Origin of the sequence: Corallococcus sp. CA049B (assembly GCF_003611685.1) — a bacterium.
GTDB lineage: Bacteria > Myxococcota > Myxococcia > Myxococcales > Myxococcaceae > Corallococcus > Corallococcus coralloides.
This window is the reverse complement of record NZ_RAWC01000058.1, coordinates 16180-42126: the sequence shown is the minus strand read 5'-3', so window position 1 is coordinate 42126 and position 25947 is coordinate 16180. Positions and strand designations below refer to the sequence as shown.

Genomic DNA, 25947 nt, shown 5'->3' with positions numbered 1-25947 from the left:
GCCTCTCCCTCCAGGCCCGGGACATCACGCGCGCCACGCGGGTGGTGCTCGCCATCGGCCCGGACGGCGGCTGGGTGCCCTTCGAGGCGGAGCTGCTGGAAGCCCACGGCTTCCTGCCCTTCTCGCTGGGCCCCCGCATCCTGCGCGTGGAGACGGCAGTGCCGGTGCTGCTGGGTCAGGTGACGCTGCTCAAGGCGCCGGCGCCGTAGCCGCGGGGGCCGTGGCCTTCGGGGGATGGTCCTTCTCCCAGACCTCCAGCGGCAGCGGCTTGGTGGTCTTGAGCACGGACACGTCCACCTTCGCCTCGGGCTTCTCGGTGCCCGTGCCGTCGATGACGGTGAAGTTCAGGCGGTTGATTTCGTGCCCGGCCTCCGTCTCCACCACGACGCGCCAGTCGCCCGGCTTGAGCGGGATGCCCGGCCGCGCGTAGTAGCGGAAGCCGCCCTCCGAGCCATTGCTGCTCACCGAGGCACGATAGCCCTTGCCCAGCGCCGTCCAGCCCTTCTCCGGGTGGTCTTGGAACCAGCGCACGACCACGTGGTAGCTCTCGAAGCCCTTGGGCGCGAAGATGCGGAAGAAGTACACGGGCTGCTCGCCGTTGCGCACCGTGAACTCCTGGTCACCGCGGTGGAACGCCGTCCAGACCTTCCACCAGGGCTGCGCGTCCGACGTCAGGCGATACACGCCCGTGGTGCCATAGACGCTCTGGGGGACCTTCTCCACCGCGTGGTAGATGCCGCTGTACTGCACCGCCAGGGGCACCGGCGGAATCACGCCCAGGAAGTAGCACCCGAGCAGCACCGCCTGCGCGCCGAAGCCGGGAATCGCCACCGTGCGCAGCAGCGCCTTCTCATCCGGCCGCCACCGCTTGAGCACGCGCAAGAGCCCATACACGCTCCCGCAGCCCAGCACGACGGAGAGCGTGAAGATCCACCACCCCACCCGGCCAAAGAGCACCGGCAGCAGCGACGCGAAGTACAGCGTCACGCACAGGCTGAAGACGGCCACGCGGATGACGGGGCCCAATTGCCGGAAGCGCGGCAGCTCGTTGGCCACCAGCAGCCCGAACATGCCCGCCATGAACAGCAGCGGCGTGAAGCCCGACGAGCTCTTGAAGAGGAACAGCGTGAACGCGCTGAGCAGGCTGCCCATGAAGAAGTGCAGCGCGTCCTCGCGGAAACGCCACACCTTCGCCAGCAGCTTCGGCGGCTCCACGCCTTCGGGGTAGCGCTGCTCCAGCACCAGCAGGCCCGCGAGGATGGCCAGGTAGACGAAGTTCTGCACCTCCGTGAGCGCGTCGTCGACGGGGCTCAGCGTGAGGACGTCGTAGAGAAAGCCCGCGAAGAAGAAGAGGGCCATCTCCTGCTTCTCGTACTTCGCGCGGAAGGCCTGCACGCGGTCCACCAGCTTGGGCGTCTTCTCCGTGCTGACGAGGTCGTCCGGATCCGCGACCGCGGCGCCGGGCGTGGCGACCGCGACGTTCGCGCCGGGAGGAAGGGGGCCACCCTCGACCGGCACTCCGGGCACTTCGTTGGACGCGTCCTGCGGCTTCGACTCAGGCGGTGTGACGGTGAGCACGGCGGCTTTCAACCCCTCTTGGCGACCGCCGCCCAGTCTACGCGGGGGACGGGGCCCGGGTCTTCCCCCCGGCCCCGCTCCCTCTTGAAGCGCCTACTTGCCGCCGGCCGCGACCAGGTCCTGCAGCTCGCCGCGCTCGGCCAGCTCCATCAGGATGTCCGACCCACCCACGAACTTCCCGTGGATGTAGACCTGCGGAATGGTGGGCCAGTTGGAGTAGTCCTTGATGCCCTGGCGCACGGTGGGGTCCGCCAGCACGTCCACCGTGTGCACCGGGCCCAGCGGCTGGAGCAGCTGGAGCGCGCGCGCGGAGAAGCCGCACTGGGGGAACAGGGCGTTGCCCTTCATGAAGAGGACGATGGGGTGCGACTTCACCGTCTCGTCGAACTGGGCCTTGAGGGTCGGATCCATGAATCGTTGCTCCTTCTTCAGCGGGGCCCGAGCTTCTTCCACTGCTCGGGCGAATAGGTCTTGAGCGCCAGCGCGTGCAGCTCGCCGGACTTCAGCCACTGCTGCAGCGGCGCGTACACCAGCTGGTGCTGCTCCACCATCGTCTTGCCGGTGAAGGCGGGGGAGATGACGCGCGCCTCGAAGTGGTCTCCCGTCCCCGTGGTGTCGTTCAACTCCACCTCCGAGCCCGGCAGGGCGTCCAGGAGGTAACGGCGAAGCGTCTCTGCGTCGAGCATCAGTTCATCCCCTTTCCCATCACCAGCATGGCCGGGTCCACGCCCAGGCCGCGCAGGGTGGCATCCCACAACTTCGCCGGGTCCTGGCCCAGCACCGCGTCCGCGGTGGCGTCGGCGTACAGCCACGAGCCCGCGGCGATCTCATTCTCCAGCTGCTTGGGGCCCCAGCCCGCGTACCCCAGGCAGAAGCGCACGCGCGGGCTCGTCCGCTGCAGCAGCGGGCCCAGCGCGTCCAGCGTGACGCTCAGGTAGAGGCCGGGCAGGACGGAGTGCTTCTCCGCGACGGAGTCATCATCGTGCAGGACGAAGCCCCGCTGGGGCTCCACCGGGCCGCCCACGAACACCGGCTGCGACACGCGGTCCGTCGAGATGTCCATCGACTGACCGCGCGCCAGCTCACCGAGCGTCAGGGGCGCTCCCCGGTTCACGACGAGCCCCATGGAGCCCGTCTCCCCGTGTTCGATCATCAGGATGACCGACCGGTAGAAGTTCGGGTCTCCAAGCTGGGGCATGGCCAGCAGGAAGCCGGAGGCGAGGTTCTTCACGCCAGGGAGCATCGGCCGTCCGGCGGGGGTGTGCAACCGGAACCCGCTCCCCTGCTGCGCTCAGTGCCAGCTCTGGTGCTTGGACTTCAGCGCCTTGGCCAGCTTCTCCGGATCCAACGGCTTGCCGATGAAGAGGTCCGCGCCCAGGCCCTTGCACTTGCGAGCGGTGGCCGCGTCGCTCATGGCGCTCACGCCGATGAGCACGGCCTGCGGGAACTTCTCGCGCAGCTTGGACATGAGCGTGGTGCCGCTGCGGCCGGGCAGGAACACGTCCACGATGGCGGCGTCCATGCGCTTGTTGCGCACGGCGAACTCGGCCTCCTCGGCGCTGCCCACGGGCATGGCGTCGTAGCCCCAGGTGCTCACCAGCTCCACCAGGAGCTCGCGGTGCGCGGCGTCGTCCTCGACCACCAGCACCGAACCCCGGACGGTCTCCTTGCGCAGACCGTCGTCACGCGGACGCTCATCACGGGCAGGCGAGAGGGGGATTTCTTCCGTCGGGAGGGACATGATGTTCACCTGAGGGCAAAGGGTTTCCGTCCGTGTGAAACCGTTGCCTCAATGTGCGGCATTCCTCACACTTCGCGACGGGTACCTCCCCCCAACGCCTGGGAAGCGAGCGAGGCGCCAAGCACCAGCAGGACGAGCAGTCCCCAGGCGGGAATCACCACGCGGCCACCGCCCTCGTAGATGAGCGCGGCGTAGGACGTGCCCAGGTAGCGGCCCAGGGACATGGGCTCCATGCGGGCGATGCCGAAGAAGCTCACCGTGGACTCGGTGAGGATGGCGCTCGGCAGGCGGCTCAGGAACACGGCCAGCACGAAGGGGCGCAACGGCGGCCACAGGTGCACGCGAAGGATGTGCACCCCCCCGCCGCCCAGGGCCCGAGCGGCGGCCACGTACTCCTGGCCCTCCAGCGTGGCCAGGCGGTCGCGGAACATGCGCGCGGGACCGGCCCAGCCCACCAGGGCCAGGGACGTCACCATCAAGCCAAAGGGCCCCAGGCCCCCGCCCATGCCCGCGTCCATGAGGGACTGACCCGCGAGCTGGAGCACCATCACCACGAGGACATCCGGCAGGGCGAACACGGCATCCACCGCACGCAGGAGCACCTGCTCCGTCACCCCGCCGGACAGCCGCGCGAGCGCCGCGACGGCCAGCCCCAGCACGGTGGACAGCGCGCCGGCCGCGAGCCCGATTGCCAGCGACACCCACAGGCCGCCGAAGGCCAGCTCGCACACGCTGCGGTCCGGGCGGTTCAGGTCCCAGCCGAGCGGACAGGTGTTCGTGAGGGCCTCGGGAAACAGGCGGCCAGCCACGAGGCTCAAGGCGCCCAGGCCCACGAGGAGCACCAGCCCCACCCAGGCGCGCAGGGGGATGCGGCTCAAGCGCGGGCCTCCCGGGCGCGTGGATCCACGAGCATGCGCAAGAGCTCCACGGTGAGGCTCACGACGACGAGCACGGTGGCGAAGGTGGTGGTGGACACGACGACGACGGCGACCTGCTTGTTGAGGACGGCGAGCACGTAGAGCTGACCGAAGTACGGCAGGCCGAAGACGCGCTCCGCGGCGAACGAGCCCGCGAGCAGCGCGGTGGCGACGGGCGTCACGGCGTCCAGGAGCGCGGGCCACACATTGGGGAGGACATGGCGGCGCAGCACGGTGCCGGGGTCCAGGCCCTTGCTGAGCGCGGTGCGCACGTAGTCACGGGACAGCTCTGTCTCCAGCGCGTCGCCCACGAGCGTGCCCAGGAAGGTCCCGGGCCAGATGGCGATGACGACCGCGGCGCACAGCTCCGGCAGCAGGTGTCCGCGCTCCACCACTGCGGGCGCCAGCAGCAGCGCGGGGATGAACACGGGCGTCCCGAACGCGATGGCGGGGAGCACGTCCCCGAGCACGGCGAAGCGTCCCCGCCGCCACCGGGTGCGCAGGAGCGCGAAGCCCACCGCCCAGGCGAGCGCGAGGGGAAGCGCGACCAGGCCCACGCCCACGCTGCCAGAGAGTTTCTGGAGCAGCTCATCGCCGGTGATGCCCTGAGCGCTGGTGCCCAGACGTTCCCCGGCGAAGAGCTTCTCCCAGGGCCGCAGGAACCCGAGCGGTTCACCGATGCCCAGGTCGCGTTGATACGAAGCCGCCAGCTCCGGAGACACCTGCCGCTTGTTGTCGCTCTCCGTGGTGAGCGGCAATGCGGCCATGAGGAAGTACGAGGCCACCGCCACCACCGGCACGAGCACGAGCTGGCGCACGAGGCGCGTCGCGATGAGGCGCATGCGCTACGGCTCCTGCCTTGCTGAAGCACGCGGCCTCTCGCCTCGTGACAGCCACTCACGCGGAGGCGCCACACCTCGCATCACGGAGTCCATGCGCATGCGCTAGGGCCCCTGCCCTTCCGCGCGGGCCGAGGGCGTTTCATCCGGGCCCAGCCGCAGCGCGCGCAGCGCGAGGAAGTTGAACGGATCCACGTCCAGGCCGTGCAGCCGCGCCCGCGCCCGGAAGTAGCGGTCCGGGTGGTACAGCGGCGCGATGACGGCCTCCTCCCCCACCAGCACCTCCTGGGCCTTCGCGTACAGCTCGCGCGCATGCGCCGGATCCGGGTCGCCGTCCGCCTCCTCCAGCAGCTGCTCGAAGCGGCGCATCGGCTCGCCGCCGCCCTGCGTCTCCCATCCGGTCTGGTGGTTGCCCTGCCGCTCGAACAGCGTGAAGAACGTGTTCGGGTGCGCGTAGTCCGCGCCCAACCGCCGCAGGAACAGGTCATACGCGCGCGGCCCCTGCGGCGTCCTGCGAGCCACCTCCGCGGAGAAGTCCGACCGCGAATCCACCACCACCCGCACGCCCACCTTCGCGAGCTGCGCCGCGATGCGCTCCGCCAGCGCCTCCTCCGGCACGAACGAATCCCCCGCCTTCACCACCAGCCGCAGCGGCCGGTCCAACCCCTTCACTCCCGCCAGCTCCGCCTTCGCCCGCTCCGGCTCATAGCGAGGCAGCAAAGCCGCCTGCTCCGGCGTCGCAGCATCCGGCAGCTCCGGAGGCAGCAACACGTTCGTCGCGCGAGCGGCCGGCAAGAGCCCCGCGAGCAGCGCCTCCCGGTCCAACGCCCGCGCCAGCGCCCGGCGCACCTCCGGCCGGTCCAACGGCGGACGCTCCGTGTTGAAGCCCAGGAAGTACGTGGACAACAGCGGCTCCCGCTTCAGGTCCGCCGCCTTCATCCCGCGCAGCGCCGCCGCGCTGTCCACGAACACGAAGTCCACCCGGCCCCGCTCGTACAGCGCAGGGCCGATCTCCGACTTCATCAGCGTCAGCACCGGCGCCGGCGTCTCACCGGGCCCCATCGGCGGGAGGAACGCACTGCGAGGGTTGTAGACCAGCCGCACGCGCTCGCCCGCGCGGTCCCAGCGCTCGACGCGATAAGGCCCCACCGCCAGCGGTCGCCCGTCGCGAGGCCGGTCGAAGTAGTCGCGCACCGCCTCGTCCGACTTGCCCTCCAGGTCCGCCGAAGGCGCGGGAAAGAACAGGTACACGTTCGCGAGCCGCGCCAGGAAGTAGCTCCGGGGCCGCGCCAGCGTCACCCGCAGCGTCCGGGCATCCACCGCCTCCACACCCACGCGAGCAAGCGCGGCCTTCACGTCCGCCTCCGGCGCCCCGCGCTCCTGCAATGCGAGCACCTCCTCCGCGCCCTGGAGGTCCGCCATCTCGCCGCGCTCGCGGCCCAGCAGCGCCCGGTGCCACCCGAAGACGAAGTCGCGCGCCGTGACGGGCGAGCCGTCCGACCACGTCACGTCCTCGCGCAGGTGGAACGTGTAGACCTCATGGCCAGCCGCGTCCGCTTCACGCTCCCACCGCGCCGCCAGGCCCGGCTGGACCGAGTGGTCCGCCCCCAACGTGGTGAGCCCCTTCTGCGTGGCCAGCATCACCGGGTAGTTCACCCAGCTCTGCGGATCCGAGTGGCTCCAGTCCAGCGTGGTGGGCATCGCCGGCACCACCACCTTCACGCCCGGCTCCGGCTGGAAGCCGCACGGCCCGCAGGCCGCAGCCATCACCAGCACCAGGGAGTAGGACAGGATTCGCGCGCGCGGAGCCACTCCCCGCGTTGTACCCCGACCGGCTCGTAAAAAAGAGAGAAGCCAGGAGACCGGCGACCCCTGGTCGGCCGGCATCCTGGCTTCGTCACTGCCCGGCCCCTTCAAGAGGGCCAGGACTCAAGCGGGTTTCAGGCCTGCGAAGGCGTGGACACCGACTCCGTCACGGACAGCCCCGTCTTCAGGTTGTCCCCCGCTCCCTTGCGGCCGAACTCCTCCGGCTTCTCCAGGAGCAGCGCCTCACGCAGCACATCGTCCACGAACTCCACCGGGACGATGCGCAGCGCCTTGCGGATCTTCAGCGGGATGTCCTTCAGGTCCTTCTTGTTCGCCTTCGGAATCAGGACCGTCTTGATGCCCGCGCGGTGCGCCGCCAGCGTCTTCTCCTTCAGACCGCCAATGGGCAGCACACGGCCACGCAGCGTGATTTCACCCGTCATCGCCACGTCCCTGCGGACCGGCACGCGCGTCAGCGCGCTCACCAGCGCCGTGGCCATGGTGACGCCCGCGGACGGACCGTCCTTGGGAATCGCGCCCTCCGGCAGGTGGACGTGGATGTCGTAGTTCTCGAACACCTTGCGGTCGATGCCGAAGCGCTCCGCGCGGCTGCGCACGTAGGACATGGCCGCCTGGGCGGACTCCTGCATCACCTCGCCCAGCTTGCCGGTGATGATGAGCTTGCCCTTGCCCGGCATGGACGTGGCCTCCGTGGTGAGGATCTCACCGCCCAGCTCCGTCCACGCGAGGCCCGTGACGATGCCCACCTGGTCCTCGCGCTCCGCCACGCCGTAGCGGAAGCGGGGCGTGCCCAGGAACTTCATCGCCTGCTTGCGGTCCACCTCGATGAGGTCCCGCTTGCCGTTCTTCAGCACGTCGCGGGCGATCTTCCGGAACACGCCGCCAATCTCACGCTCCAGCGAGCGCACGCCCGACTCGCGCGTGTACCGGTGCACGATGGTCTTCAGCGCGTCGTTGGTGATGTCGATCTTCAGGTCCGCGAGGCCGTTGGCCTCCTGCTCCTTCGGAATCAGGTAGCGCCGCGCGATGGAGAGCTTCTCCGGCTCGGTGTACCCCGCGATGCGGATCACCTCCATGCGGTCCTGCAGCGGACCGGGGATGTTGTGCATCGTGTTCGCGGTGCAGATGAACATCACCTTGGACAGGTCGTAGTCCAGGTCCAGGTAGTGGTCGTTGAAGTTGTGGTTCTGCTCCGGGTCCAGCACCTCCAGCAGCGCCGCGCTCGGGTCACCACGGAAGTCCGTGGACATCTTGTCGATCTCGTCCAGGAGGAACACGGGGTTGTTGCTGCCCGCCTTCTTCAGGGACTGGATGAGCTTGCCCGGCATCGCGCCGATGTACGTGCGGCGGTGGCCGCGGATCTCCGCCTCGTCACGCACACCACCCAGCGACAGGCGCACGAACTTGCGGCCCGTGGCCCGAGCGATGCTGCGCGCCAGCGACGTCTTGCCCACGCCCGGGGGGCCGACGAAGCACAGCACGGGCCCTTTGAGCTTCTTCACCAGCTGCTGCACGGCCAGGTACTCGAGGATGCGCTCCTTCGGCTTCTTCAAGCCGTAGTGGTCCTCGTTGAGCACCCGCTCCGCTTCGGTGACGTCCAGCCGGTCCTGGGTCTCGTCGTACCAGGGCAGGCTGATGATCCAGTCGATGTAGTTGCGGACGACCGTGGCCTCGGCGCTCATCGGGCTCATCATCCGGAGCTTCTTCAGCTCCTTCTTGACCTTGAGCGTGGCCTCCTTGCTCATCCGCTTGTTCTTCAGCTTCTCTTCAATCTCCTGGATCTCGTTCTTGAACTCGTCGCGCTCACCCAGTTCCTTCTGAATGGCCTGCATCTGCTCATTCAGGTAGTACTCCTTCTGGGTCTTCTCCATCTGCTTCTTGACGCGCGTGCGGATCTTCTTCTCCACCTGGAGGATTTCGATCTCGCCCTGCATCAGCTCGTAGAGCTTCTCCAGGCGCTTGGCCGGGGACTCCGTCTCGAGCAGCGCCTGCTTGTCGTTCAGCTTCAACGACAGGTGCGCGACGATGGTGTCCGCCAGGCGCGCAGGGTCGTCAATGCTGGCGACCTGCATCAGCATCTCCGGCGGGATGCGCTTGTTGAGCTTCACGAAGGCTTCGAAGACGGAGTGGACGGAGCGAACCAGCGCCTCCAGCTCCACGCTCTTCTCCAGCGTCTCCTCGACCTCGTCCACCTCGACCATGAAGAAGGCGTCGTTCGGGTGGAACTTCTTCACCTTGGCGCGGCGCACGCCCTCCACCAGGACCTTCATCGTGCCGTCGGGCAGCGGAAGGAGCTGGATGAGGTGGCCAATGGTGCCGAAGTGGAAGATGTCGTCGGGCGAGGGGTCGTTCGTCTTGGCCTTCTTCTGGGCGGCCAGCAGGATGACCGCCTTGTCATCCGGCCCCTTGTGGGCCATCGCGTCCTTCAACGCCGCGATGGACTTCTCCCGGCCGACGAACAGCGGAACGACCATGTGCGGGAACACGATGATGTCCCGAAGGGGCAAGAGCGGGATGGTGAGGCCCCGCTTCTGGGCTTCCTTCTTGTCGTCACGTCCGAAGAACATGTATCCGCCACCCGCTGGCCTGCCGTACAGGCAGGCCCTTCAAGAGTTGCCCACATGCCGCCCAAGCGCGCATGCAGGGTGAAACGCTGCTCTATAACACGCCGGTCGCAGGACCCGTTCCCCGCTCAAGATTGGGGGTCCGCACCCTGCCTTCAAGGGAACACCGGGAGGCAGGAGTGTGTCCTGCCCCGATTCTAGCGGCTCTCGGCCGCCAGCCCGGCATCCGGCCATGCGACGCCCAGGGCCTGGAAGAGGAAGGCATACATGTCCACGCTGGACTCGATGGCCTTGGCCACCTGGTCCGCCCCGCCATGGCCCGCGTTCGCCTCAATGCGTAGCAGGGTGGGCGCCGGATTGCCCTTCGCGTTCTGCACCGCCGCCACGAACTTGCGCGCGTGCATGGGGTCCACCCGGTCGTCGTGGTCCGAGCTCATCATCAAGAGGGGCGGGTACTGCACGTCCTGACGCACGTGGTGGTAGGGCGAATAGGCGTACAGGGTCTTGAACTGCCCGGCGTCGTCCGCCGACCCGTACTCCGGCACCCAGGTCCGCCCGCTGCCGAACAGGTGGAAGCGCACCATGTCCAGCAGCGGCACGCCGCACACCACCGCGCCGTACAACTCAGGGCGCTGCGTCATGGCCGCGCCCACCAGCAGGCCGCCGTTGCTGCCGCCGTAGATGGCCAGCTTCTTCGCCTGCGTGTACTTCTCCTTCGCCAGGTACTCGGCCGCGCCCGCGAAGTCGTCGAAGACGTTCTGCTTGTTCGCGCCCCGGCCCGCCTCGTGCCACGCGGTGCCGTACTCCCCGCCGCCGCGCAGGTTGGCCACCGCGTAGACGCCGCCCGCGTCCAGCCACGGCAGGATGCTCGCGCGGAAGCCCGGCTGCATGCTGACCAGGAAGCCGCCGTACCCGTACAGCAGCGTGGGGGCGGTGCCGTCCTTCTTCAGGCCCTTCTTGTAGACGAGGAACATGGGCACCTTCGTGCCGTCCTTCGACGTGAAGAAGACCTGCTCCGTGGTGTACGCGTCCGGGTCCATGGGCACCTCCACCTTCGCCCACAGGTCCACCTTCCCGCTCTTCACGGACGTCCGGTAGACCTGCCGGGGCGTGGTGAAGGAGCTGTAGGAGAAGTAGGCGTCGTCCTGGTCCTCCAGGCCCATCAGGTTGCTGGCGGCGCCCACACCCGGCAGCTGCACGGTGCGCACCGGCTTGCCCTCCAGCGTGGTGATGCGCAGCTCCGTCGTCACGTCCTTGAGGTACTCCAGCGCCAGGTGGCCGCCCACCAGCGACACGCTCTCCAGCGTGGCCTTGGGGTCCTCCGGCACCAGCTCCTTCCAGTTCGCGCGCTCGGACTTCTTGGGGTCCACGGCGAAGACGCGCTGGCGCGGGGCGCCCTCGTCGGTGACGACGTAGAAGCGGTCCTTCCAGGCGATGACGCTGTACTTGGCGCCCTTGCCCTTCACGAGCAGCCGCCAGTCCTTCTCCGCCGGGTGCTTCCAGTAGACGTCGTTCTCGCTCCAGCCGCGCAGGATGGACGCGAAGAGGTACTTGCCGTCACGCGACAGGTCGCCCTGGAGGAACGTCGTCGGGTCGCCGGTGCGCTCGTGCACCACGACGTCCTTCTTCGGATCCTCGCCCAGCTTGTGGAACTTGAGCGTGGTGTAGCCCGGGCGCGCGTCCACCGGGATGGAGGGGTCCGTGGGCAGCCACTCGTAGTAGAAGCCCTTGCCGTCCGGCATCCAGTGGGTGTTGGCGTACTTCGCGCCCTCAATCACGTCCACCTTGGACCACTCACCGGTGTCCACGTCGATGACGTGCAGGGTGGCCTCGTCCGCGGCGTTGGGGCGCACCGGGAAGGCCACGCGCTTGCCGTCCCACGACGGCACCCAGCGGCCCAGGGACACCGGGCCGTCCTTGCTCATGACGTTGGGGTCCAGCAGCACCTTCTCCTGTCCGGACTCGCCGTCCTTCCAGTAGACGATGGCCTTCTCCTTGTCCTTGTGGGTCCGCATGAAGAAGAAGCGGTTGCCCCGGCGGAAGGGCGCCGTCACCGAGTCCACGTAGAACAGCTCCGTGAAGCGCTTCGCCAGCGCGTCGCGGCCCGGCATCTTCGCCAGCGCGTCGCGGGTGAAGCCGTCCTGCGACTTCATCCAGGCCTGGACCTCCGGGGCCTTCTCGTCCTCCAGCCAGCGGTACGGATCCGCCACCTGCTGTCCGTGCAGCGTGTCCACCACCGCGTCGGAACGGGTCGCCGGGTAGGCCATGCGGGAGGGGCCCTCCTGGGCCGGAGCGCTCTGCGTCGCTTGGGACGCGGCGGGGGCTTCATCACGCGTGGCTTCCTTCGCGGAGGTGCAGGCCACGAGCGACAACAGGGCAGGCATGAGGAGCTTTCTCATGGGTAACAGCAGATACAAGAAGCCCCCGGCCCCGGCCCGCAAAAAGTGGGGCCCGCCCCCACGCCCGCAAGGCCCCTTTGGAAAGACGAAGGGCGCGCCCCGGTCCAATGACCGTGACGCGCCCCGTCATCCCCGTCAGGCCCTTGCGAGCCCCTAGAGGATGAGTTCGCTCAAGCCGATTCCTTCTTCGGCTCCGGAGTCTCCTTGTTGTCCTGCGAGTGCAGGACGACGGGCTCGCTCTTCTTGAGGATGACCTCCTCGGAGATGAGCACCTCGCGGGCCGTCTTGCGGGACGGGATTTCGTACATCACGTCCAGCATGGCCGTCTCCAGGATGGAGCGCAGGCCGCGAGCGCCCGCCTTGCGGCGGATGGCCTCCGACGCGATGGCCTTCAGGGCCCCGTCGGTGAACTTCAGCGACACGCCGTCCAGTTCGAAGAGCTTGCGGTACTGCTTGGTGAGCGCGTTCTTGGGCTCGCCCAGGATGTTCACGAGCGCGCCTTCGTCCAGCTCCTCCAGCGCGGTGATGATGGGCAGGCGGCCGATGAACTCCGGAATCATGCCGAACTTGAGCAGGTCCTCCGGCTCCACGTGCTTGAGCAGCTCACTCAGGTTGCGCTGCTTGCGCGACTGGATCTCCGCGCCGAAGCCCAGGCTGCGGCCGCCCAGGCGCCGCTCAATCACCTGCTCCAGGCCGCCGAACGCGCCGCCGCAGATGAAGAGGATGTTGGTGGTGTCCACCTGCAGGAACTCCTGCTGCGGGTGCTTGCGGCCACCCTTGGGCGGGACGTTGGCCACCGTGCCTTCGATGATTTTGAGGAGCGCCTGCTGCACGCCCTCGCCGCTCACGTCGCGGGTGATGGAGGGGTTCTCCGACTTGCGGGCGATCTTGTCGATTTCGTCGATGTAGACGATGCCCCGCTGCGCGCGCTCGATGTCGTGGTCCGCGGCCTGGAGCAGGTTGACGATGATGTTCTCCACGTCCTCACCGACGTAGCCGGCCTCCGTGAGGCACGTGGCGTCCGCGATGGTGAAGGGGACGTTGAGGATGCGCGCCAGGGTCTGCGCGAGCAGCGTCTTGCCGGAGCCCGTGGGGCCGAGCAGCAGGATGTTGCTCTTCTGCAGCTCCACGTCGTCCATGGCGACCTTGGACTCGATGCGCTTGTAGTGGTTGTGCACCGCCACGGAGAGCGTCTTCTTCGCGCGCTCCTGGCCCACCACGTACTCGTCCAGCACGGCCTTGATTTCAGAGGGCCGGGGGATGCGCAGCTTGGTGTCCTTGGTCTCCTCGCGGTCGATCTCCTCCGCGATGATGTCGTTGCACAGCCCGATGCACTCGTCGCAGATGTAGACCGTCGGGCCCGCGATGAGCTTCTTCACCTCCTTCTGCGATTTGCCGCAGAAGGAGCAGCAGAGGGTCTGGTTGTCTCGCTTCTCCACGTTCTTACCCGCCATGAAATCCCTCGCTGCGCCTGAAAGGCCCCAACCCGCTTCGCACCGGTCCCCTGCCCCTGCCCAATCTAGTCAGCCCCCATCCGGAACGTCCACGCACCTTCCGGGTACTTAACAAGGGGAAAATGCCGGTGAGGGGAGAAACGCGAAGGCCGGAGGCGCGGGAGAAGATTCCCAGCACCCCCGGCCGCCGACCGGGTGATTGACACCCCGGCCGCCACGCGTATCGCGGTGTCTACTTCTTCTCTTCCGGCTTCACACCCACGACCTTCCGCGGGTCCTGGATGGAGTCGATGATGCCGTACGCCTTCGCCTCCGAGGCGCCCATGAAGTAGTCGCGGTCCGTGTCCTTCTCCACGCGCTCGATCGTCTGGCCGGTGTGCTTGACGATGAGCTCGTTGAGCTTGGCCTTCATGCGAAGGATTTCACGGGCCTGGATTTCGATGTCCGTCGCCTGGCCGCGCGCGCCGCCCAACGGCTGGTGGATCATGATGCGGCTGGAGGGCAGCGAGTAGCGCTTGCCCTTCGCGCCGGCGAGCAGCAGCACGGCGCCCATGGAGGCCGCCTGCCCCACGCAGATGGTGGAGACGGGCGCCTTGACGTACTGCATCGTGTCGTAGATGGCCAAACCGGCCGTCACCGAGCCACCGGGCGAGTTGATGTAGAGGTTGATGTCCTTGTCCGGGTCTTCGGACTCCAGGAACAGGAGCTGGGCGACGATGGCGTTGGCCACGTCATCGTCGATCTCCGTTCCCAGCATGACGATGCGGTCCTTCAGGAGCCGGCTGTAGATGTCGTACGAGCGCTCACCCCGGTGGGTCTGCTCGATGACGTAGGGGACGGGCATGAAGGGCATGTCGGATGGACCTCTAGAAGGAACTCAGAAGGCTTGAGGAAAAGACCTCAAGAATACTTCGCCCGGCCCTTGAGGAATTCAATCGTCTTTTCCTCGCGGAGTCGCAGAGACAACCCAAGGCGCTCGTCCGGGCCCTTGAAGTACTTCTTCACCTGGGCGACCGGCTGGTTGGCCTCGATGGCCAGGTCCTCGATGCGCTTCTCCACGTCCTCGTCGGACGCCTGGATGTTCTGCTGCTGGGCAATGGCCTCGAAGAGCAGCGTGCCCTTCACCTCCAGGGTGGCCTTCTCCCGCATCTCGTCGCGCAGGCGGTTGAAGTCCAGGCCCAGTTGGCGCGGGTCGATGCCCTGGCGCTGCATCTGGCGGAAGGCGCCCTCCATCATGGAGTCGATGGCGCGCTCCACCATGGCGCGGGGCACGTCGAACGGGTTCTTCTCCAGGAGCGCCTTGATGAGCCCGTCGCGCTCGTCCACGGTGGCCTGGTTCTTCTTGGCCTTCTCCAGGTCCGAGCGGACCTTGGCGCGCAGCTCGTCCACCGTCTGCGCGACGCCCGTCTGCTTGGCGAAGTCGTCGTTGAGCTCCGGCACCACCGCCTTCTTCAGCTCCTTGACGGTGATGTGGAAGACGGCCGTCTTCCCGCGGACCTCCTCGGCCTGGTAGTCCTGGGAGAAGGTGTACTCCACGTCCTTGGACTCGCCGACCTTCACGCCCGCCAGCTGCGGGATGTTGCCCTGGATGAGGTCGCCGTCCTCCACGCGCACGCCAATGCCGTCCGCCTTGCTGCCGGGGAACGCATTGCCGTCCACCTTCGCCTCGAAGTCGATGGTGACCTGGTCGCCCTGGGCCGCGGTGTCGCGGTCGGTGACGGGCTCGATGCGGCCCAGGTTCTGGCGCATGTTCTCGATCTGCTGGTTCACCGCGTCGTCCGCGACGGCGGTGTCCACCTTCGTGAGCGCCAGGCCCTCGAAGTCCTTGGCCTCCACCTTCGGCTTCACCTCGACGCGCGCCTCGAAGTTGAAGGGGGCGCCGGGCTTGAGGCCGGAGTTGGTGACCTGGGGAGAGGCGACGGCCTCCACCTTGTGCTCGCGCACGGCGTCCAGGTAGGCGCGCTGCACGACGCGCTGGATGACGTCGTCCTCCACCTGCTCGCGGTACTTCTGCTCGAGGATGCGGCGGGGGACCTTGCCCTGACGGAAGCCGGGCATCTTCACCTGGCCGCTGAGCGCGGTGTACGCGCGGTTGAGCTCCTCAACGACGCGGGCGGAGTCGACCTCGATGGAGAGCTTCTTCTCGATGGGAGAGAGCTCTTCGACCTGGACCTTCATGCGGGCCTCGCTCGCCGCCTCCACGGGCCTTCGCGTCCCGGGGCGGCAACCGGAAAGTGGGACGTGCGGCTTTAGGGGATAGGCACGAACGGGTCAACGCGAAATGGGCGAGGAGGGACTCGAACCCTCACACCTTGCGGTACCAGATCCTAAGTCTGGCGCGTCTACCAGTTTCGCCACCCGCCCGACGCGTCGTGCGACCGTCCTACCGCGAAACGTCCGTGGGGGACAGGGCCTTTCCCGTGCGCAACCTCCCCGTCAGGGAGTGCCGGAAAAGACACAGGGCCCCTTCCGTTTCCAGAAGGGGCCCTGCGAGTGAGAGCGGAGGGAATCGAACCCACAACCTATGGATTAAGAGTCCATTGCTCTGCCAATTGAGCTACGCTCCCGGCTTTGCGTTCGGCCGCGTTGGCTGCGCGACGTCCGAGGTGGCGCGGTGAATACCGGGCGCCGCCCGCTCTGTCAAAACGTTTTTGCACCCCCCTCACATTCTCCGCGTCGGAACCGGATGCCCGGCGTGCGGCCGGCCGTCCCCGCGACCGGGAAGCGATGCGAAGGGCCGGCCCGGCTCGCATGTTGATCCACGCCGCGGTTCGCGCTGCAGGCCTGTAGCAGGGTCCCGTCCAGGCCCCTGCTCCACGGGTCGTGCGCCGTGCTCCCGCGGCGACCATGTGGGCGGGCGAGGGTCGTCCGCCTTTTCGAGCGGTGCTGGAGACACAGTGATGGATGCGAATGTGAAGGCGGATGGAACGACGTCGCCGCAGGGCGCGGCCTGGAACCGGGAGCGGGTGGACCTGGTGAAGCGGACCATCTGCCCCCGGGGAATCAGCGAGGACGAGTTCGCCCTCTTCATCGAGCAGTGCAAGCGCAGCGGGTTGGATCCGCTCCTCAAGGAGGCGTTCTGCGTGGCGCGCCGCCAGAACGTGGGCAACCGCGAGCGGCCCAACTGGGTGACGAAGTACGAGTTCCAGCCCTCCGAGGCGGGGATGCTCGCCCGGGCGGAGCGCTTCCCGGACTTCAAGGGCATCCAGGCGAGCGCGGTGTTCGCCGAGGACGAAATCGTCGTGGACCAGGGCAAGGGCGAGGTGGTGCACCGCTTCAACCCGGCCAAGCGCAAGGGCGCCCTGGTGGGTGCCTGGTCGCGCGTGGTGCGCGAGGGGAAGCTGCCGGTCGTCGTCTGGCTGGACTTCTCCGGCTACGTCCAGCAGACGCCGCTGTGGGCCAAGATTCCCACGACGATGATCGAGAAGTGCGCGCGCGTGGCGGCGCTGCGCAAGGCGTACCCGGAGGCCTTCGGAGGACTGTACGTGCGCGAGGAGATGCCGGCGGAGGAGTACGACGCGCACGACGAGCCCGCGCCCGCCTCCGGCTCCTACGAGGTGCTGGGCTCGAAACCGGGCCCGGTGAAGGCGTCCTTCCCCACCCTCGCTCCGGCCCCCTCCTCCGCGGAGGCCGCCAAGGCGGCGCGTGCGCCGGAGAAGGAGGAGGCGCGGCTGGACGTGGACGTGCCGCTGGCGCCGGCCACGACGGTGGCGGCGGTGCCCGTGTCCCAGACGCCCGAGCGCCCGAGGGCGAGCGCGGTGGTGGTGGCGTTCGGTCCGCACAAGGGCAAGACGACGTCCGAGCTGTCCGACGACGAGCTGAGCGAGACCATCGACCTGGCGCACGAGAAGTTGATGGAGCAGCCCCGGGCCAAGTGGGCGAAGGCCATGCGCGAGAACCTCACCGCGCTGGAGGCGGAGACGGAGCTGCGCTGCCAGGTGCCGGCCCCCAAGGACCGCGCCGGGACGAACCCGGAGGCCTGAAGCCCACGCCGTTCGCTGAGTTGAAAAGGCGCCCGCGTTCCCGAAGAGGGGACGCGGGCGTCTTGTTTTCCTGCGTTCAACATCCGCTCGACATGTTCCGGGTCATGTTGGTGCGGCCCCTGGCATTCCATGTGGTGCGTCTCCACCTGCACTCTCGGTCAAGGACACTGACCGGGATGGAGCTGGGGACATGGTCGGGCGCAGGGCATGGCGGTTCATCGTGGCGGGGTTGTTCGTGGGAGGAGTGGGCGCGGGGTGCGGAAACTCCGCGCCAGCGCAGCCCGCAGGGAACGGAATGGAGGAGCCCGCCCCGGCCCCTCAAGTCGTGGACGTGGATGTCCCGGACGAAGCGCCGGTCTCCGGTGAGGTGCTTCCGCCGCCGGAGCAAACGGATCCGGGAACACTTCCTGAAGAGCCGGACACGGGCGGCCCCGTCGAGGATCCGGATCCGGGCACATCCCCAGAAGAAGAACCGGATCCCCTCCCCGACCCCGCGGAGTGCGAGTCCATACCCCAGGTCACGCCGGAAGCGCTCGGGGCGTGGCGGTTCATGGGGACCATGTGGGAGGAGTACGGCCAATACTCTTCACCCATCACGTGCGATGAGCCGGTGCCGGACGGGGCAGGCAACGTGGTCCTCCCGCTGAGATGGAGCGGCGGCTCACAGGACCTCTATGTCGGAGCCCGGGATGGTTGGGACCTGTCGGGCAGCGGGGCCACCTTCACGCCGACCTCCCAGTCCGGTGGCGTCCTGGGCTTCAGCACGCCCGCGGACGGAGGCCTTCCGTGGATGACGTACCTGGACACCACCTCCCTGGAGTTCACCACGCTCCCCGCCGAAACAGCGCGGGTCGTGATGACCGCGGTGGATCCCACAGGCGGGCTCCGGGCCTTCCTCGCGGATGGCACCCTCAAGGCCTACAGCGCGACCGGTGAGCTCCGCTGGAGCGTCCCTGTGTCCTTGAGCGCCCCACTGAAGGCCCTGGGAGTCGACGCACAGGGACAGACCCTGTTGCTGGCCGCGGGCGACACCCGCTTCGGAGCCTCCACGGTGGAAGGCGTCTGGGTGGACGTCGCAGGCCAGCCCGGCCTCCCCTTCCTCGCGCTGGGCCAGGCCCCGGCGGGAACCTACGAGCTCGTTCCCCGAGCGCAGGAGGGACTGTTCCTGGGGGTCGCGAGCGGGGTGAAGAGCTGGGTGGCGGCATTCAAGTCGCTGCAGCGCTCCAGCCGTCCTGCTCCCACCTGGCTTGCTCAGGATGCGGGGCGACCCCTGCTCCGGCTTCCGGCTGGCACCGGCTACCTCCGGTACGCGCGCGGCGGGGGAAGTTCCTGGGACTGCCGGCATGAGGTGGAGCTCATCGCACCGTCAGGACAGTCATGCGCGCAGTTCCAGCTCCCCTCCCAGGGCGCTCCAGAACAGGCCTGCGGCCCCCTGAAACTGGCGAAGGATGGGACGGTGACCGAGACACTCCCCAGCAGGTCCCGCACGGATGGGTATTACGACTCCGAGGGGAACAGGCACAGCATCAACTCGACCGCGTGCCGCGTCCGGTGGTGGCCGGCGCTGATTCAGTAGACGGCGTTCGCTGAGCACAACGACGCCCGCGTCCCGAAGAGGGGCGCGGGCGTCTTCATGCCCAGACGGGCGGTCCCGTCAATGACAGGGCACCTAGAAGGTCATCGGGCCGCCTGGCAGGTTGTAGACATACGGGAATGACGTATCAGGCACGGTGCCCCCCACGAAGCCTGAGCCATTGAAGTACGAAGAGGGAATCTGGAAGCGGAAGCCATGGGTCCCCGTGAGCCCGAACTGCTGGTTGATGTCCGGCCGGAGCCGGTCGGTCTGGACCGTAAAGGTCGTGCCGATGGTAGGGAATGACGTCCGGACGAGGTTCACGGTCACCGTGACCTGGGCCTCCGGCGTCCTGCGGTCGAAGATCCACCCCGTCACCCAGCCCGCGCTGTCGATGCCCTCGATCGCGCCCTTGAAGTTGAAGCACAGCCGGCTGCTGGTGAAGCCCGGCGTGGCACAGAGGGCATCCAGCATGGGGTGGATCACGGTTCCTTGCGCTGTCGGGGTCAAAGTCCACTGGGCAGCCACATTGCATGTTCCAGTGGGACCCGGTACGTACTCCCCACCAGTCGCGGTGGTCACCAGGGCAGCGACAGTATTGCCTCCGCGCGCGTAGATCGCGCCTCCCGAGTTGCCCCGGAAGACATCCAGGCTCACGTCATAATAAGAGCCACTGGTTGTGGTCGACCGCACGGTCCCCCCCGAATCAATCTTCAATGGCATCCCTGAAGATGATCCAATCGTTGCAACAGGGGCCCCGAACGAGAGCGGATAGGTACCGAAGGCCACCCTTGCAGGGGTGAAGCGCGGTGTGGCAGGCCGATCCAGCCGCAGGAACGCGTAGTCATTCGCTCCGGTGGACCCTGCCTTCAGAACGAGCTCGCTGACCGTGAAGATATCCTCGCTGGTCACGGTCGCCACTGTCGTCGCGGAGGTCTTGTAATAGCCAAACGACCATTTGCTCCCGACGACCGAACCGTTGTTGAGGCAGTGCCCTGCCGTCAAGATCAGGTCATCATCCACGAGCACCCCCGAGCAGGAGCCCAGCGTCGGGTCGTTGAGGAAGCGCTCGGTGGGGCAGAGGTTGAACTTGGCCCCCAGCGTCTGGCTCGCCGCGACGGCCGCAGGTGTCGCGGACCCGTAGGTTGGAGTTGAGTGGAGCGCGAGGTCCACCAACGCGGGATCCGCATGGGCGTAGACATCCGTGCGGTCGTCGGTCCAATCATAGGCGTGGTCCTTGCGGGTGCGCAGCTCGACGGTATCGAGAGCATCCTCCGCGGATCCACACGCACCGGCCGAAAGCCCGGACACGACGGCCATCCACATCGCCACACTTCGCGAGGCGCCCCAACGCGCCACGTTCGTCTTGTTTGTCATAGTCCCCTTCACGGAAAGCGCGGGGGCTTTTAGACAAGCAAGACACGAATGAAAGGAATTATTTCCCCATGAACAATTCCAGCACCACACGGAGTATGGTGGCTGCGTTTGACTGGGGGGAAGTCGAAGCGCGGAGCCGGGAGGCGGCATCGGACGCGGCTTCGAGGGGGTTGAGACAGTGCGCCCAGAGGGACTTGAACCCCCAACCCTCGGCTTCGAAGGCCGATGCTCTATCCAGTTGAGCTATAGGCGCGGGGAAGCAAAGAAGGGCGAATGACCGGGATCGAACCGGCAACCTCCGGAGTCACAGTCCGGCGCTCTAACCAGTTGAGCTACATTCGCCGTCACTTCGCACGTCGCACGGCGTTGCTGCGGCGGTCTCCTACCGTGGAAACCGGGGCCGTTCAAGGCCCAAAACCACCGGCCAGCAGATTAGCGCCCCAGGCAGGGCTCGAACCTGCGACCCCCGACTTAGAAGGTCGGTGCTCTATCCAGCTGAGCTACTGGAGCTGGCCGGTCCTCACTGCTGAAACATCACAGCACTTCAAATCGGGGCGAGAGGATTCGAACCTCCGACCCCCTGCGCCCAAGGCAGGTGCGCTACCAGGCTGCGCTACGCCCCGAGAAGTGCCGCATTCTTCGCCTAACGCGGACGGACGCGCAAGCTTGCTGTTCCTGACGCCCGCCCGGCCGGTCAGAGCGCCAACAAATGGCGCCGCATCAGCTGGAAGGCCCGGGCCCGGTGCGACACCCGCGACTTCTCCTCCGGCGCCAGCTCCGCCATGGAGCGCCCGCCCTCCCCCTCCACCTGGAACACCGGGTCGTAGCCGAAGCCGTTCGTCCCCTTCGGAGCCCGGAGGATGACGCCCTCGCAGCGGCCCACCTCCACCCGGGGCGCGTCCCCCGTCCCCGTCACCAGCGCCAGGGCGCAGCGGAATGACGCGGTGCGCTTCTCCTCTGGCACGTCCGCCAGGTCGGCGAGGAGCTTCTCGTACCGGTCCTTGTCGTCCCCCGGCGCGTAGCGGGCGGAGTGCACGCCGGGCCGCCCGTCCAGCGCGTCCACGCACAGCCCGGAGTCGTCCGCCAGCGCGGGCAGTCCGGTGGCCTCCGAGTAGGCGCGGGCCTTCTTCACCGCGTTCTCCTCGAAGGTGGCGCCGTCCTCCACGGGCTCCGGCACGGGGGGCAGGTCCTTGAGGGACACCACCTCCACCGCGTCGCCCACGAGCGCGCGCAGTTCGCGCAGCTTGCCGGCGTTGCCGGTGGCGAAGAGCAGCTTCGGCTTCATCCCAACACCTTCGCCTGCGCGGCGGCGAGCTGCTGGATGGCGGCCAGGCCCCCGTCCAGCATCGCGTCCATCGACTTGCGGTCGAAGAGCTTGTGCTCGGCGGTGCCCTGCACCTCCACGATGCGGCCGTCGCCCGTGGCCACGAGGTTCAGGTCCACCTCCGCGGTGGAGTCCTCGTCGTAGTCCAGGTCCACGCGCACCTCGCCGTTCACCACGCCCACGGACACCGCGGCCAGCGGGGTGAGGCCCTTCAGGATGCCCGGCTTGTTGAGCGAGCGCATGGCCAGCACCAGCGCCACGTACGCGCCGGTGATGGACGCGGTGCGCGTGCCGCCGTCCGCCTGGATGACGTCACAGTCCAGCGTGAACGTGCGCACGCCCAGCGCCTGCAGGTCCACCGACGCGCGCAGGGCGCGGCCGATGAGCCGCTGGATCTCCATGGTGCGGCCGGACTGCTTGCCCTTGGCGGCCTCGCGCGCGCCGCGGGTGTGCGTGGCGCGCGGGAGCATGCCGTACTCGGCCGTCACCCAGCCGCTGCCCTTGCCCATCAGGTGCGGCGGGACGCGGTCCTCCACCGAGCAGGTCACGAGCACCTTGGTGTGGCCGAACTCCACCTGGACGGAGCCCTCCGCGTAGCGGTTGACGTTGGGCGTGAGGGTGACAGGCCGGAGGTCCAGCGCACCACGGTTGAACGAACGCACGAGGGAAGGCTCCTGACAGGGAGGGACAGGCGAAGCCCCCACGCTTTATCAGGGCGCGGTGGATCCAGCCACCGGTTGCGAGGGCGAGGAGTCCCGCCGGCGCGTCTCCCGGAGGAAGGCCAACACCCCGTCCGCGATGGCCTCCGCCAGCGTCTCCTGGTACGCGGCCTTCCCCAGCCGCGCGCCCTCCTGCGGGTGGGAGATGAAGCCCACTTCAATCAGCACCGCCGGCGCCTCCACGCCCGTGAGCACGAAGAAGGGCGCCTGCTGCACGCCCCGGTCCGCCGCGCCGCTCTTGGAAATGAGGCGAGGGTGGATGGCGTAGGCCAGCCGGGACGCATCCGTGTGCGCCTCCGTGCGCGCCAGGTCATCCAGGATGAAGGCCAGCGTGGAGTGCCCCCGCGCCGCACGGGCCGTGGGTGCTTCCGCGTTCTCGCGGTCCGCCACCGCGCGCGCCGCCTCACCGGAGGCGTTGGCGGAGAGGAAGTACGTCTCGATGCCCTCGGTGCGCTCGCGCAGCCGCTTCGTGGGCATGGAGTTGGCGTGGATGGAGAGGAAGAGGTCCGGCCGCTGGATGTTGGAGAACTCCACCCGCTCCGACAGCGCCATCAGCGTGTCGCGCTCGCGCGTGAGGAACACCTCGCTGCCCGCGGCCTCCAGCTTCTCGCGCAGGCGCTGGGCAATCTGGAGCGCGACCTCCTTCTCCCAGAGCTCCCCGGGCCCCTTCGCGCCCTCCTTCGCTCCGCCATGTCCCGGGTCGATGACGATGCGCGCGCCGCGCTCCCCCGCTCCGGCGAGGGCCGGCAGGAGGCACGCGAGCAGGGGGAGGTAGAGGGGGAAGCGGCGCGGCGACATTCGCGCCGGGATGTTAGCGGAGGCCCGGCCCGGAGGCGAAATCCGCTCCCGGGCGAGTGTGCTTCAGCCGATGACGTCGATGCCGGGGCGGCCCGCCTGCACTTCACCGATGAGGGCCGCGTCCACGCCCGCCTTCTCCAGCGCCTGGAGGGCCTTGAGCGCGTGGCGCGCGGGAACGCTGGCCAGGAGGCCGCCGTTGGTCTGCGCGTCGGCGAGCAGCCACTGGATGTGCTCCGGCAGCCCCTCCGGGAACGTCACCTGCTTCTTCACGTGGGCGAGGTTCGTCTTCGTGCCGCCCGGAATGACGCCGGCCTCCGCCAGCGCGGGCACCTCCGCGATGAGCGGGATGCGCTCCAGGTCCACCGCCGCGCGCGTCTTCGCGCCGTTCATCATCTCCAGCAGGTGGCCCAACAGGCCGAAGCCCGTCACGTCCGTGAGCGCGTTCACCTTGAAGGCGCCCGACGCGAACACCTCACCGGCAGCCTTGTTGAGCGTGGCCATCTGCGCCGTCACGCGCTTCGTCAGCGCCTTGGACGCGAGCCCCCGCTTGATGGCGGTGGTGGCGATGCCCGTGCCCACGGGCTTGGTGAGCAGCAGCACGTCCCCCGGCTTCGCGCCCGCGTTGGTGAGCACCTTCTTCGGGTGCACCACGCCAGTGACGGCCATGCCGAACTTGGGCTCCGGGTCGCGGATGCTGTGGCCACCCAGGATGGGGATGCCCGCCTCGTCCGCCTTGGACTGGCCGCCCGCCAGAATCTTCTGCAGCGTCTTGAGCGGCAGCTCGTCCGGGAAGCACACCAGGTTGAGCGCGAACAGCGGCTTCGCGCCCATGGCCCAGATGTCCGACAGCGCGTTGGCCGCGGCGATGGCGCCGAACTGGAACGGGTCGTCCACGAGCGGCGGAAAGAAGTCCACCGTCTCCACCACGGCCATGCCCGGCGCCACCTGGTACACGGCGGCGTCGTCGTTCGTGTTGAAGCCCACCAGGGCCCGGGGGTGGGCCCCTGCCCCCTTGAGCCCGCCCAGGACCGTGGCCAGGTCCCCCGCCTTGAGCTTCGCCGCGCAGCCCGCGCAGTGGCTCATCTCCGTGAGGCGCTTCTTCGGCGCCGCCGGCTTCTTGCCCGCCATGGTGTTCCCGCCCTACTCCGCGCGCACGTAGTCGCGCTTCATGAGCTGCACCACCGTTTCGGCGGTGAGCACGTCGTCGCCGTCCGAGTGGTCCAGCACGCCGCCCAGCGAGCCGTGGTTGTGCACCAGCTGCAGCACGTCCAGGTGCTCCGGCGTCAGTTCCTTCAAGGGCGCCGTCAGCGGCTGCGCGATGCGCAGCGCCGTGGCCATGGGCGGCAGGTTCGGCTGCAGGCGCTTGAACTCGTCCAGCTGCCGCAGGGCGTCCATCAGGAGCGCTTCGGTGGAGGAGTCCAGCTCCACCATGAACTCCTGCGTGTCCGCGGGGCGCAGCTCGAAGTCACCCTCTTCCCAGGTGACGATGCGGTTGAAGCTCTTCTGCGGGCCCAGGTTGTGGTTGTCGTCGATGACCGCGTAGTACACGCGGCCCTGGCGCAGATAGATGCGGCCCTCGTGGGCGTTGTTCACCACGAGCACGCCGTTCTTCTTGGACGTGTGGAAGAGCTGGAGCAGGTCCGGGAGGGGGATTTCCTCAATCTTCCCCGTCATGGAGCTGGCCTTGGTGGTCCGCGCGGCCTGGGCGGCGGCGGCCTCCTCCAGCTTCTGCTTCACGACGCTCTCGTCCACCGGGGCGCTCTCCGCGCCCTGGTGCACGAGCTTGAGGATGGAGGTCCCGATGAGGATGCGGTCCCCCTCCTTCAGCTTGGCCTGCTTGACCTTCTCGCCGTTGACGAAGGTGCCGTTGGTGGACCCCAGGTCCTCGATGGTGATGGCTCCGTCGGAGAACAAGATCTTCGCGTGCTTGCGCGAGACCATGTCCTCCACCAGCACCATGTCCAACTCGCTCGACCGTCCGACGACGATCTGCTTGTTGGCCTTCAGCGGGAACTCACCGCCCTGGTACTTCCCGGAGATGAACTTGAGGGCAAAGGACTTCGCCGTACCGCCAGGAGTGCTCACGGTGCCGCGACCTCGATGATGGAAGTTGCCATGGTGCTCAACCCGTCACTTCCGCCTTCCCCGGGTCCTTCACCAGGTTGAGGTACATCTGCGCGCTCTTGTTGCCGGGGCTGCGCACGAGCACGTCTTCCCAGACCTTCACCGCCTCGTCACGGCGTCCCGCCGAGTACAGGGCGATTCCATAGTTGATCCGTCCAGGAATGTACGACGGATTCTGCGCGATGACCTGTTCGTACTCCGCCAGGGCCGCCGCGTTGTCGCCAGCGTCACGCAGGGCGTTGCCCAGCTTCAGCCGGATGTCCACGAACTCCGGGAAGTGGGCCAGCGCGCGGCGGTACTCTTCAATGGCCTTCTGCCACACGCCGCTGGAGGCGAACACGTCGCCGATGTCGGCGTACATGTTGGCCACCTTCTTCATGACGTAGGGGTCCAGCTCGCCGGGGGCGCCCTTCTGGCGGGACAAGGCGGCCTGGTAGACCTCCTTCGCCTCCGCGTACTTCCCCATGTCGTTGTAGATGACCGCCAGGTTGAGCGCGGCCTCGGTGTACGCGGGGTTGAGCCGCAGCGCGGACTCAAAGGCCCGCTGCGCCCGGGCGAACTGGCCCTGGTCGTGGTAGATGATGCCGAGCATGTTGTAGACGTCGGCGAAGGTCGGATTCTGCTCGACCACCTTCGTCAAGAACTGCTCGGCCTGGGCGTACTGCTTCTTCTCGAAGGAGCCGCGCCCGAGGGTCAGTAGCTGCTTGAGGGCTTCGTCCATGACTCGGCC

Annotated in this window: 23 protein-coding genes and 6 tRNA genes; 3 read left to right on the top strand and 26 right to left on the bottom strand. The window is 68.0% G+C overall.

Annotated elements, in window-relative coordinates; all coding sequences use genetic code 11:
- A partial coding sequence (locus D7W82_RS15735; RefSeq protein WP_147439348.1) for a 16S rRNA (uracil(1498)-N(3))-methyltransferase occupies positions 1–209 on the top strand: 209 nt, incomplete at its 5' end.
- Here D7W82_RS15735 and D7W82_RS15730 read toward each other — a convergent pair.
- The 15 genes from D7W82_RS15730 to D7W82_RS15660 all read right to left on the bottom strand — a co-directional run bounded on the left by D7W82_RS15730 (position 190) and on the right by D7W82_RS15660 (position 15886).
- Positions 190–1590 carry a DUF2914 domain-containing protein gene (locus D7W82_RS15730; protein ID WP_233587608.1) on the bottom strand — a complete coding sequence of 467 codons (1401 nt, stop codon included), beginning with the start codon at positions 1588–1590 and terminating at the stop codon, positions 190–192. The two genes, D7W82_RS15735 and D7W82_RS15730, sit on opposite strands and share 20 nt — an antisense overlap.
- 81 nt (positions 1591–1671) lie before the next feature.
- Entirely contained in the window at positions 1672–1989 is a 318-nt protein-coding gene (grxD, locus tag D7W82_RS15725; protein ID WP_120619126.1) for a Grx4 family monothiol glutaredoxin, read from the bottom strand.
- 17 nt (positions 1990–2006) lie between these two features.
- Positions 2007–2264, bottom strand: coding sequence for a BolA family protein (locus D7W82_RS15720; protein WP_120619125.1), 258 nt, complete (start codon positions 2262–2264; stop codon positions 2007–2009).
- Positions 2264–2809: a YqgE/AlgH family protein gene (locus D7W82_RS15715; RefSeq protein ID WP_120619134.1), complete on the bottom strand. Its 546-nt coding sequence runs from the start codon at positions 2807–2809 to the stop codon at positions 2264–2266. The genes D7W82_RS15720 and D7W82_RS15715 overlap by 1 nt, the downstream gene beginning before the upstream one ends.
- Positions 2810–2869: 60 nt before the next feature.
- Positions 2870–3319: a response regulator gene (locus D7W82_RS15710; RefSeq protein ID WP_014394875.1), complete on the bottom strand. Its 450-nt coding sequence runs from the start codon at positions 3317–3319 to the stop codon at positions 2870–2872.
- A 65-nt stretch (positions 3320–3384) separates the two neighbouring features.
- Complete coding sequence (locus tag D7W82_RS15705; RefSeq protein WP_120619124.1) at positions 3385–4197, bottom strand: ABC transporter permease subunit; 813 nt, start codon at positions 4195–4197, stop codon at positions 3385–3387.
- Positions 4194–5078: an ABC transporter permease subunit gene (locus D7W82_RS15700; protein ID WP_120549145.1), complete on the bottom strand. Its 885-nt coding sequence runs from the start codon at positions 5076–5078 to the stop codon at positions 4194–4196. Before D7W82_RS15700 ends, D7W82_RS15705 begins: the two co-directional genes overlap by 4 nt.
- Positions 5079–5180: 102 nt before the next feature.
- On the bottom strand, positions 5181–6962 hold the full coding sequence (locus D7W82_RS15695) for a peptide ABC transporter substrate-binding protein (RefSeq protein ID WP_370451003.1): 1782 nt from the start codon (positions 6960–6962) through the stop codon (positions 5181–5183).
- A 53-nt stretch (positions 6963–7015) separates the two neighbouring features.
- Positions 7016–9469 carry an endopeptidase La gene (gene lon / locus D7W82_RS15690; RefSeq protein ID WP_120619123.1) on the bottom strand — a complete coding sequence of 818 codons (2454 nt, stop codon included), beginning with the start codon at positions 9467–9469 and terminating at the stop codon, positions 7016–7018.
- A 194-nt stretch (positions 9470–9663) separates the two neighbouring features.
- Complete coding sequence (locus D7W82_RS15685) at positions 9664–11850, bottom strand: prolyl oligopeptidase family protein (RefSeq protein WP_233587607.1); 2187 nt, start codon at positions 11848–11850, stop codon at positions 9664–9666.
- A gap of 185 nt (positions 11851–12035) precedes the next feature.
- Complete coding sequence (clpX, locus tag D7W82_RS15680; RefSeq protein ID WP_014394869.1) at positions 12036–13319, bottom strand: ATP-dependent Clp protease ATP-binding subunit ClpX; 1284 nt, start codon at positions 13317–13319, stop codon at positions 12036–12038.
- 232 nt (positions 13320–13551) lie between these two features.
- Entirely contained in the window at positions 13552–14172 is a 621-nt protein-coding gene (clpP, locus tag D7W82_RS15675) for an ATP-dependent Clp endopeptidase proteolytic subunit ClpP (protein WP_120619122.1), read from the bottom strand.
- A 47-nt stretch (positions 14173–14219) separates the two neighbouring features.
- Positions 14220–15497 (bottom strand): trigger factor, encoded by a 1278-nt coding sequence (gene tig / locus D7W82_RS15670; protein ID WP_120619131.1) that lies wholly within the window; start codon positions 15495–15497, stop codon positions 14220–14222.
- 104 nt (positions 15498–15601) lie between these two features.
- A tRNA-Leu gene (locus D7W82_RS15665) sits at positions 15602–15683 on the bottom strand.
- A gap of 130 nt (positions 15684–15813) precedes the next feature.
- Positions 15814–15886 (bottom strand) — tRNA-Lys (locus D7W82_RS15660).
- 333 nt (positions 15887–16219) lie between these two features.
- Here D7W82_RS15660 and bet point away from each other — a divergent pair.
- Entirely contained in the window at positions 16220–17302 is a 1083-nt protein-coding gene (gene bet, locus D7W82_RS15655; RefSeq protein ID WP_120619121.1) for a phage recombination protein Bet, read from the top strand.
- A 295-nt stretch (positions 17303–17597) separates the two neighbouring features.
- Positions 17598–18878, top strand: coding sequence for a hypothetical protein (locus D7W82_RS15650; protein WP_158617671.1), 1281 nt, complete (start codon positions 17598–17600; stop codon positions 18876–18878).
- A gap of 93 nt (positions 18879–18971) precedes the next feature.
- Here D7W82_RS15650 and D7W82_RS15645 read toward each other — a convergent pair whose 3' ends face one another.
- The 11 genes from D7W82_RS15645 to D7W82_RS15595 all read right to left on the bottom strand — a co-directional run bounded on the left by D7W82_RS15645 (position 18972) and on the right by D7W82_RS15595 (position 25938).
- Complete coding sequence (locus D7W82_RS15645; RefSeq protein ID WP_158617670.1) at positions 18972–20195, bottom strand: serine protease; 1224 nt, start codon at positions 20193–20195, stop codon at positions 18972–18974.
- Positions 20196–20431: 236 nt separating this feature from the next.
- A tRNA-Arg gene (locus tag D7W82_RS15640) sits at positions 20432–20505 on the bottom strand.
- Between the two features lie 15 nt (positions 20506–20520).
- Positions 20521–20594 (bottom strand) — tRNA-His (locus tag D7W82_RS15635).
- Between the two features lie 94 nt (positions 20595–20688).
- Positions 20689–20762, bottom strand: a tRNA-Arg gene (locus tag D7W82_RS15630).
- A gap of 39 nt (positions 20763–20801) precedes the next feature.
- Positions 20802–20875 (bottom strand) — tRNA-Pro (locus tag D7W82_RS15625).
- A 71-nt stretch (positions 20876–20946) separates the two neighbouring features.
- Positions 20947–21537 (bottom strand): RdgB/HAM1 family non-canonical purine NTP pyrophosphatase, encoded by a 591-nt coding sequence (rdgB, locus tag D7W82_RS15620; protein WP_120619118.1) that lies wholly within the window; start codon positions 21535–21537, stop codon positions 20947–20949.
- A complete protein-coding gene (gene rph / locus D7W82_RS15615) occupies positions 21534–22238 on the bottom strand; it encodes a ribonuclease PH (protein WP_120619117.1) in 705 nt (234 codons plus the stop codon). Before rph ends, rdgB begins: the two co-directional genes overlap by 4 nt.
- Before the next feature lie 48 nt (positions 22239–22286).
- Positions 22287–23093 (bottom strand): N-acetylmuramoyl-L-alanine amidase, encoded by an 807-nt coding sequence (locus D7W82_RS15610; RefSeq protein WP_120619116.1) that lies wholly within the window; start codon positions 23091–23093, stop codon positions 22287–22289.
- Between the two features lie 63 nt (positions 23094–23156).
- Positions 23157–24221, bottom strand: a complete 1065-nt coding sequence (gene selD, locus D7W82_RS15605) for a selenide, water dikinase SelD (RefSeq protein ID WP_120619115.1) — start codon at positions 24219–24221, stop codon at positions 23157–23159.
- Positions 24222–24233: 12 nt separating this feature from the next.
- Complete coding sequence (locus D7W82_RS15600) at positions 24234–25178, bottom strand: DUF4388 domain-containing protein (RefSeq protein ID WP_120619114.1); 945 nt, start codon at positions 25176–25178, stop codon at positions 24234–24236.
- Positions 25179–25215: 37 nt separating this feature from the next.
- On the bottom strand, positions 25216–25938 hold the full coding sequence (locus tag D7W82_RS15595) for a lipopolysaccharide assembly protein LapB (RefSeq protein WP_120619113.1): 723 nt from the start codon (positions 25936–25938) through the stop codon (positions 25216–25218).
- Positions 25939–25947: the final 9 nt, after the last annotated feature.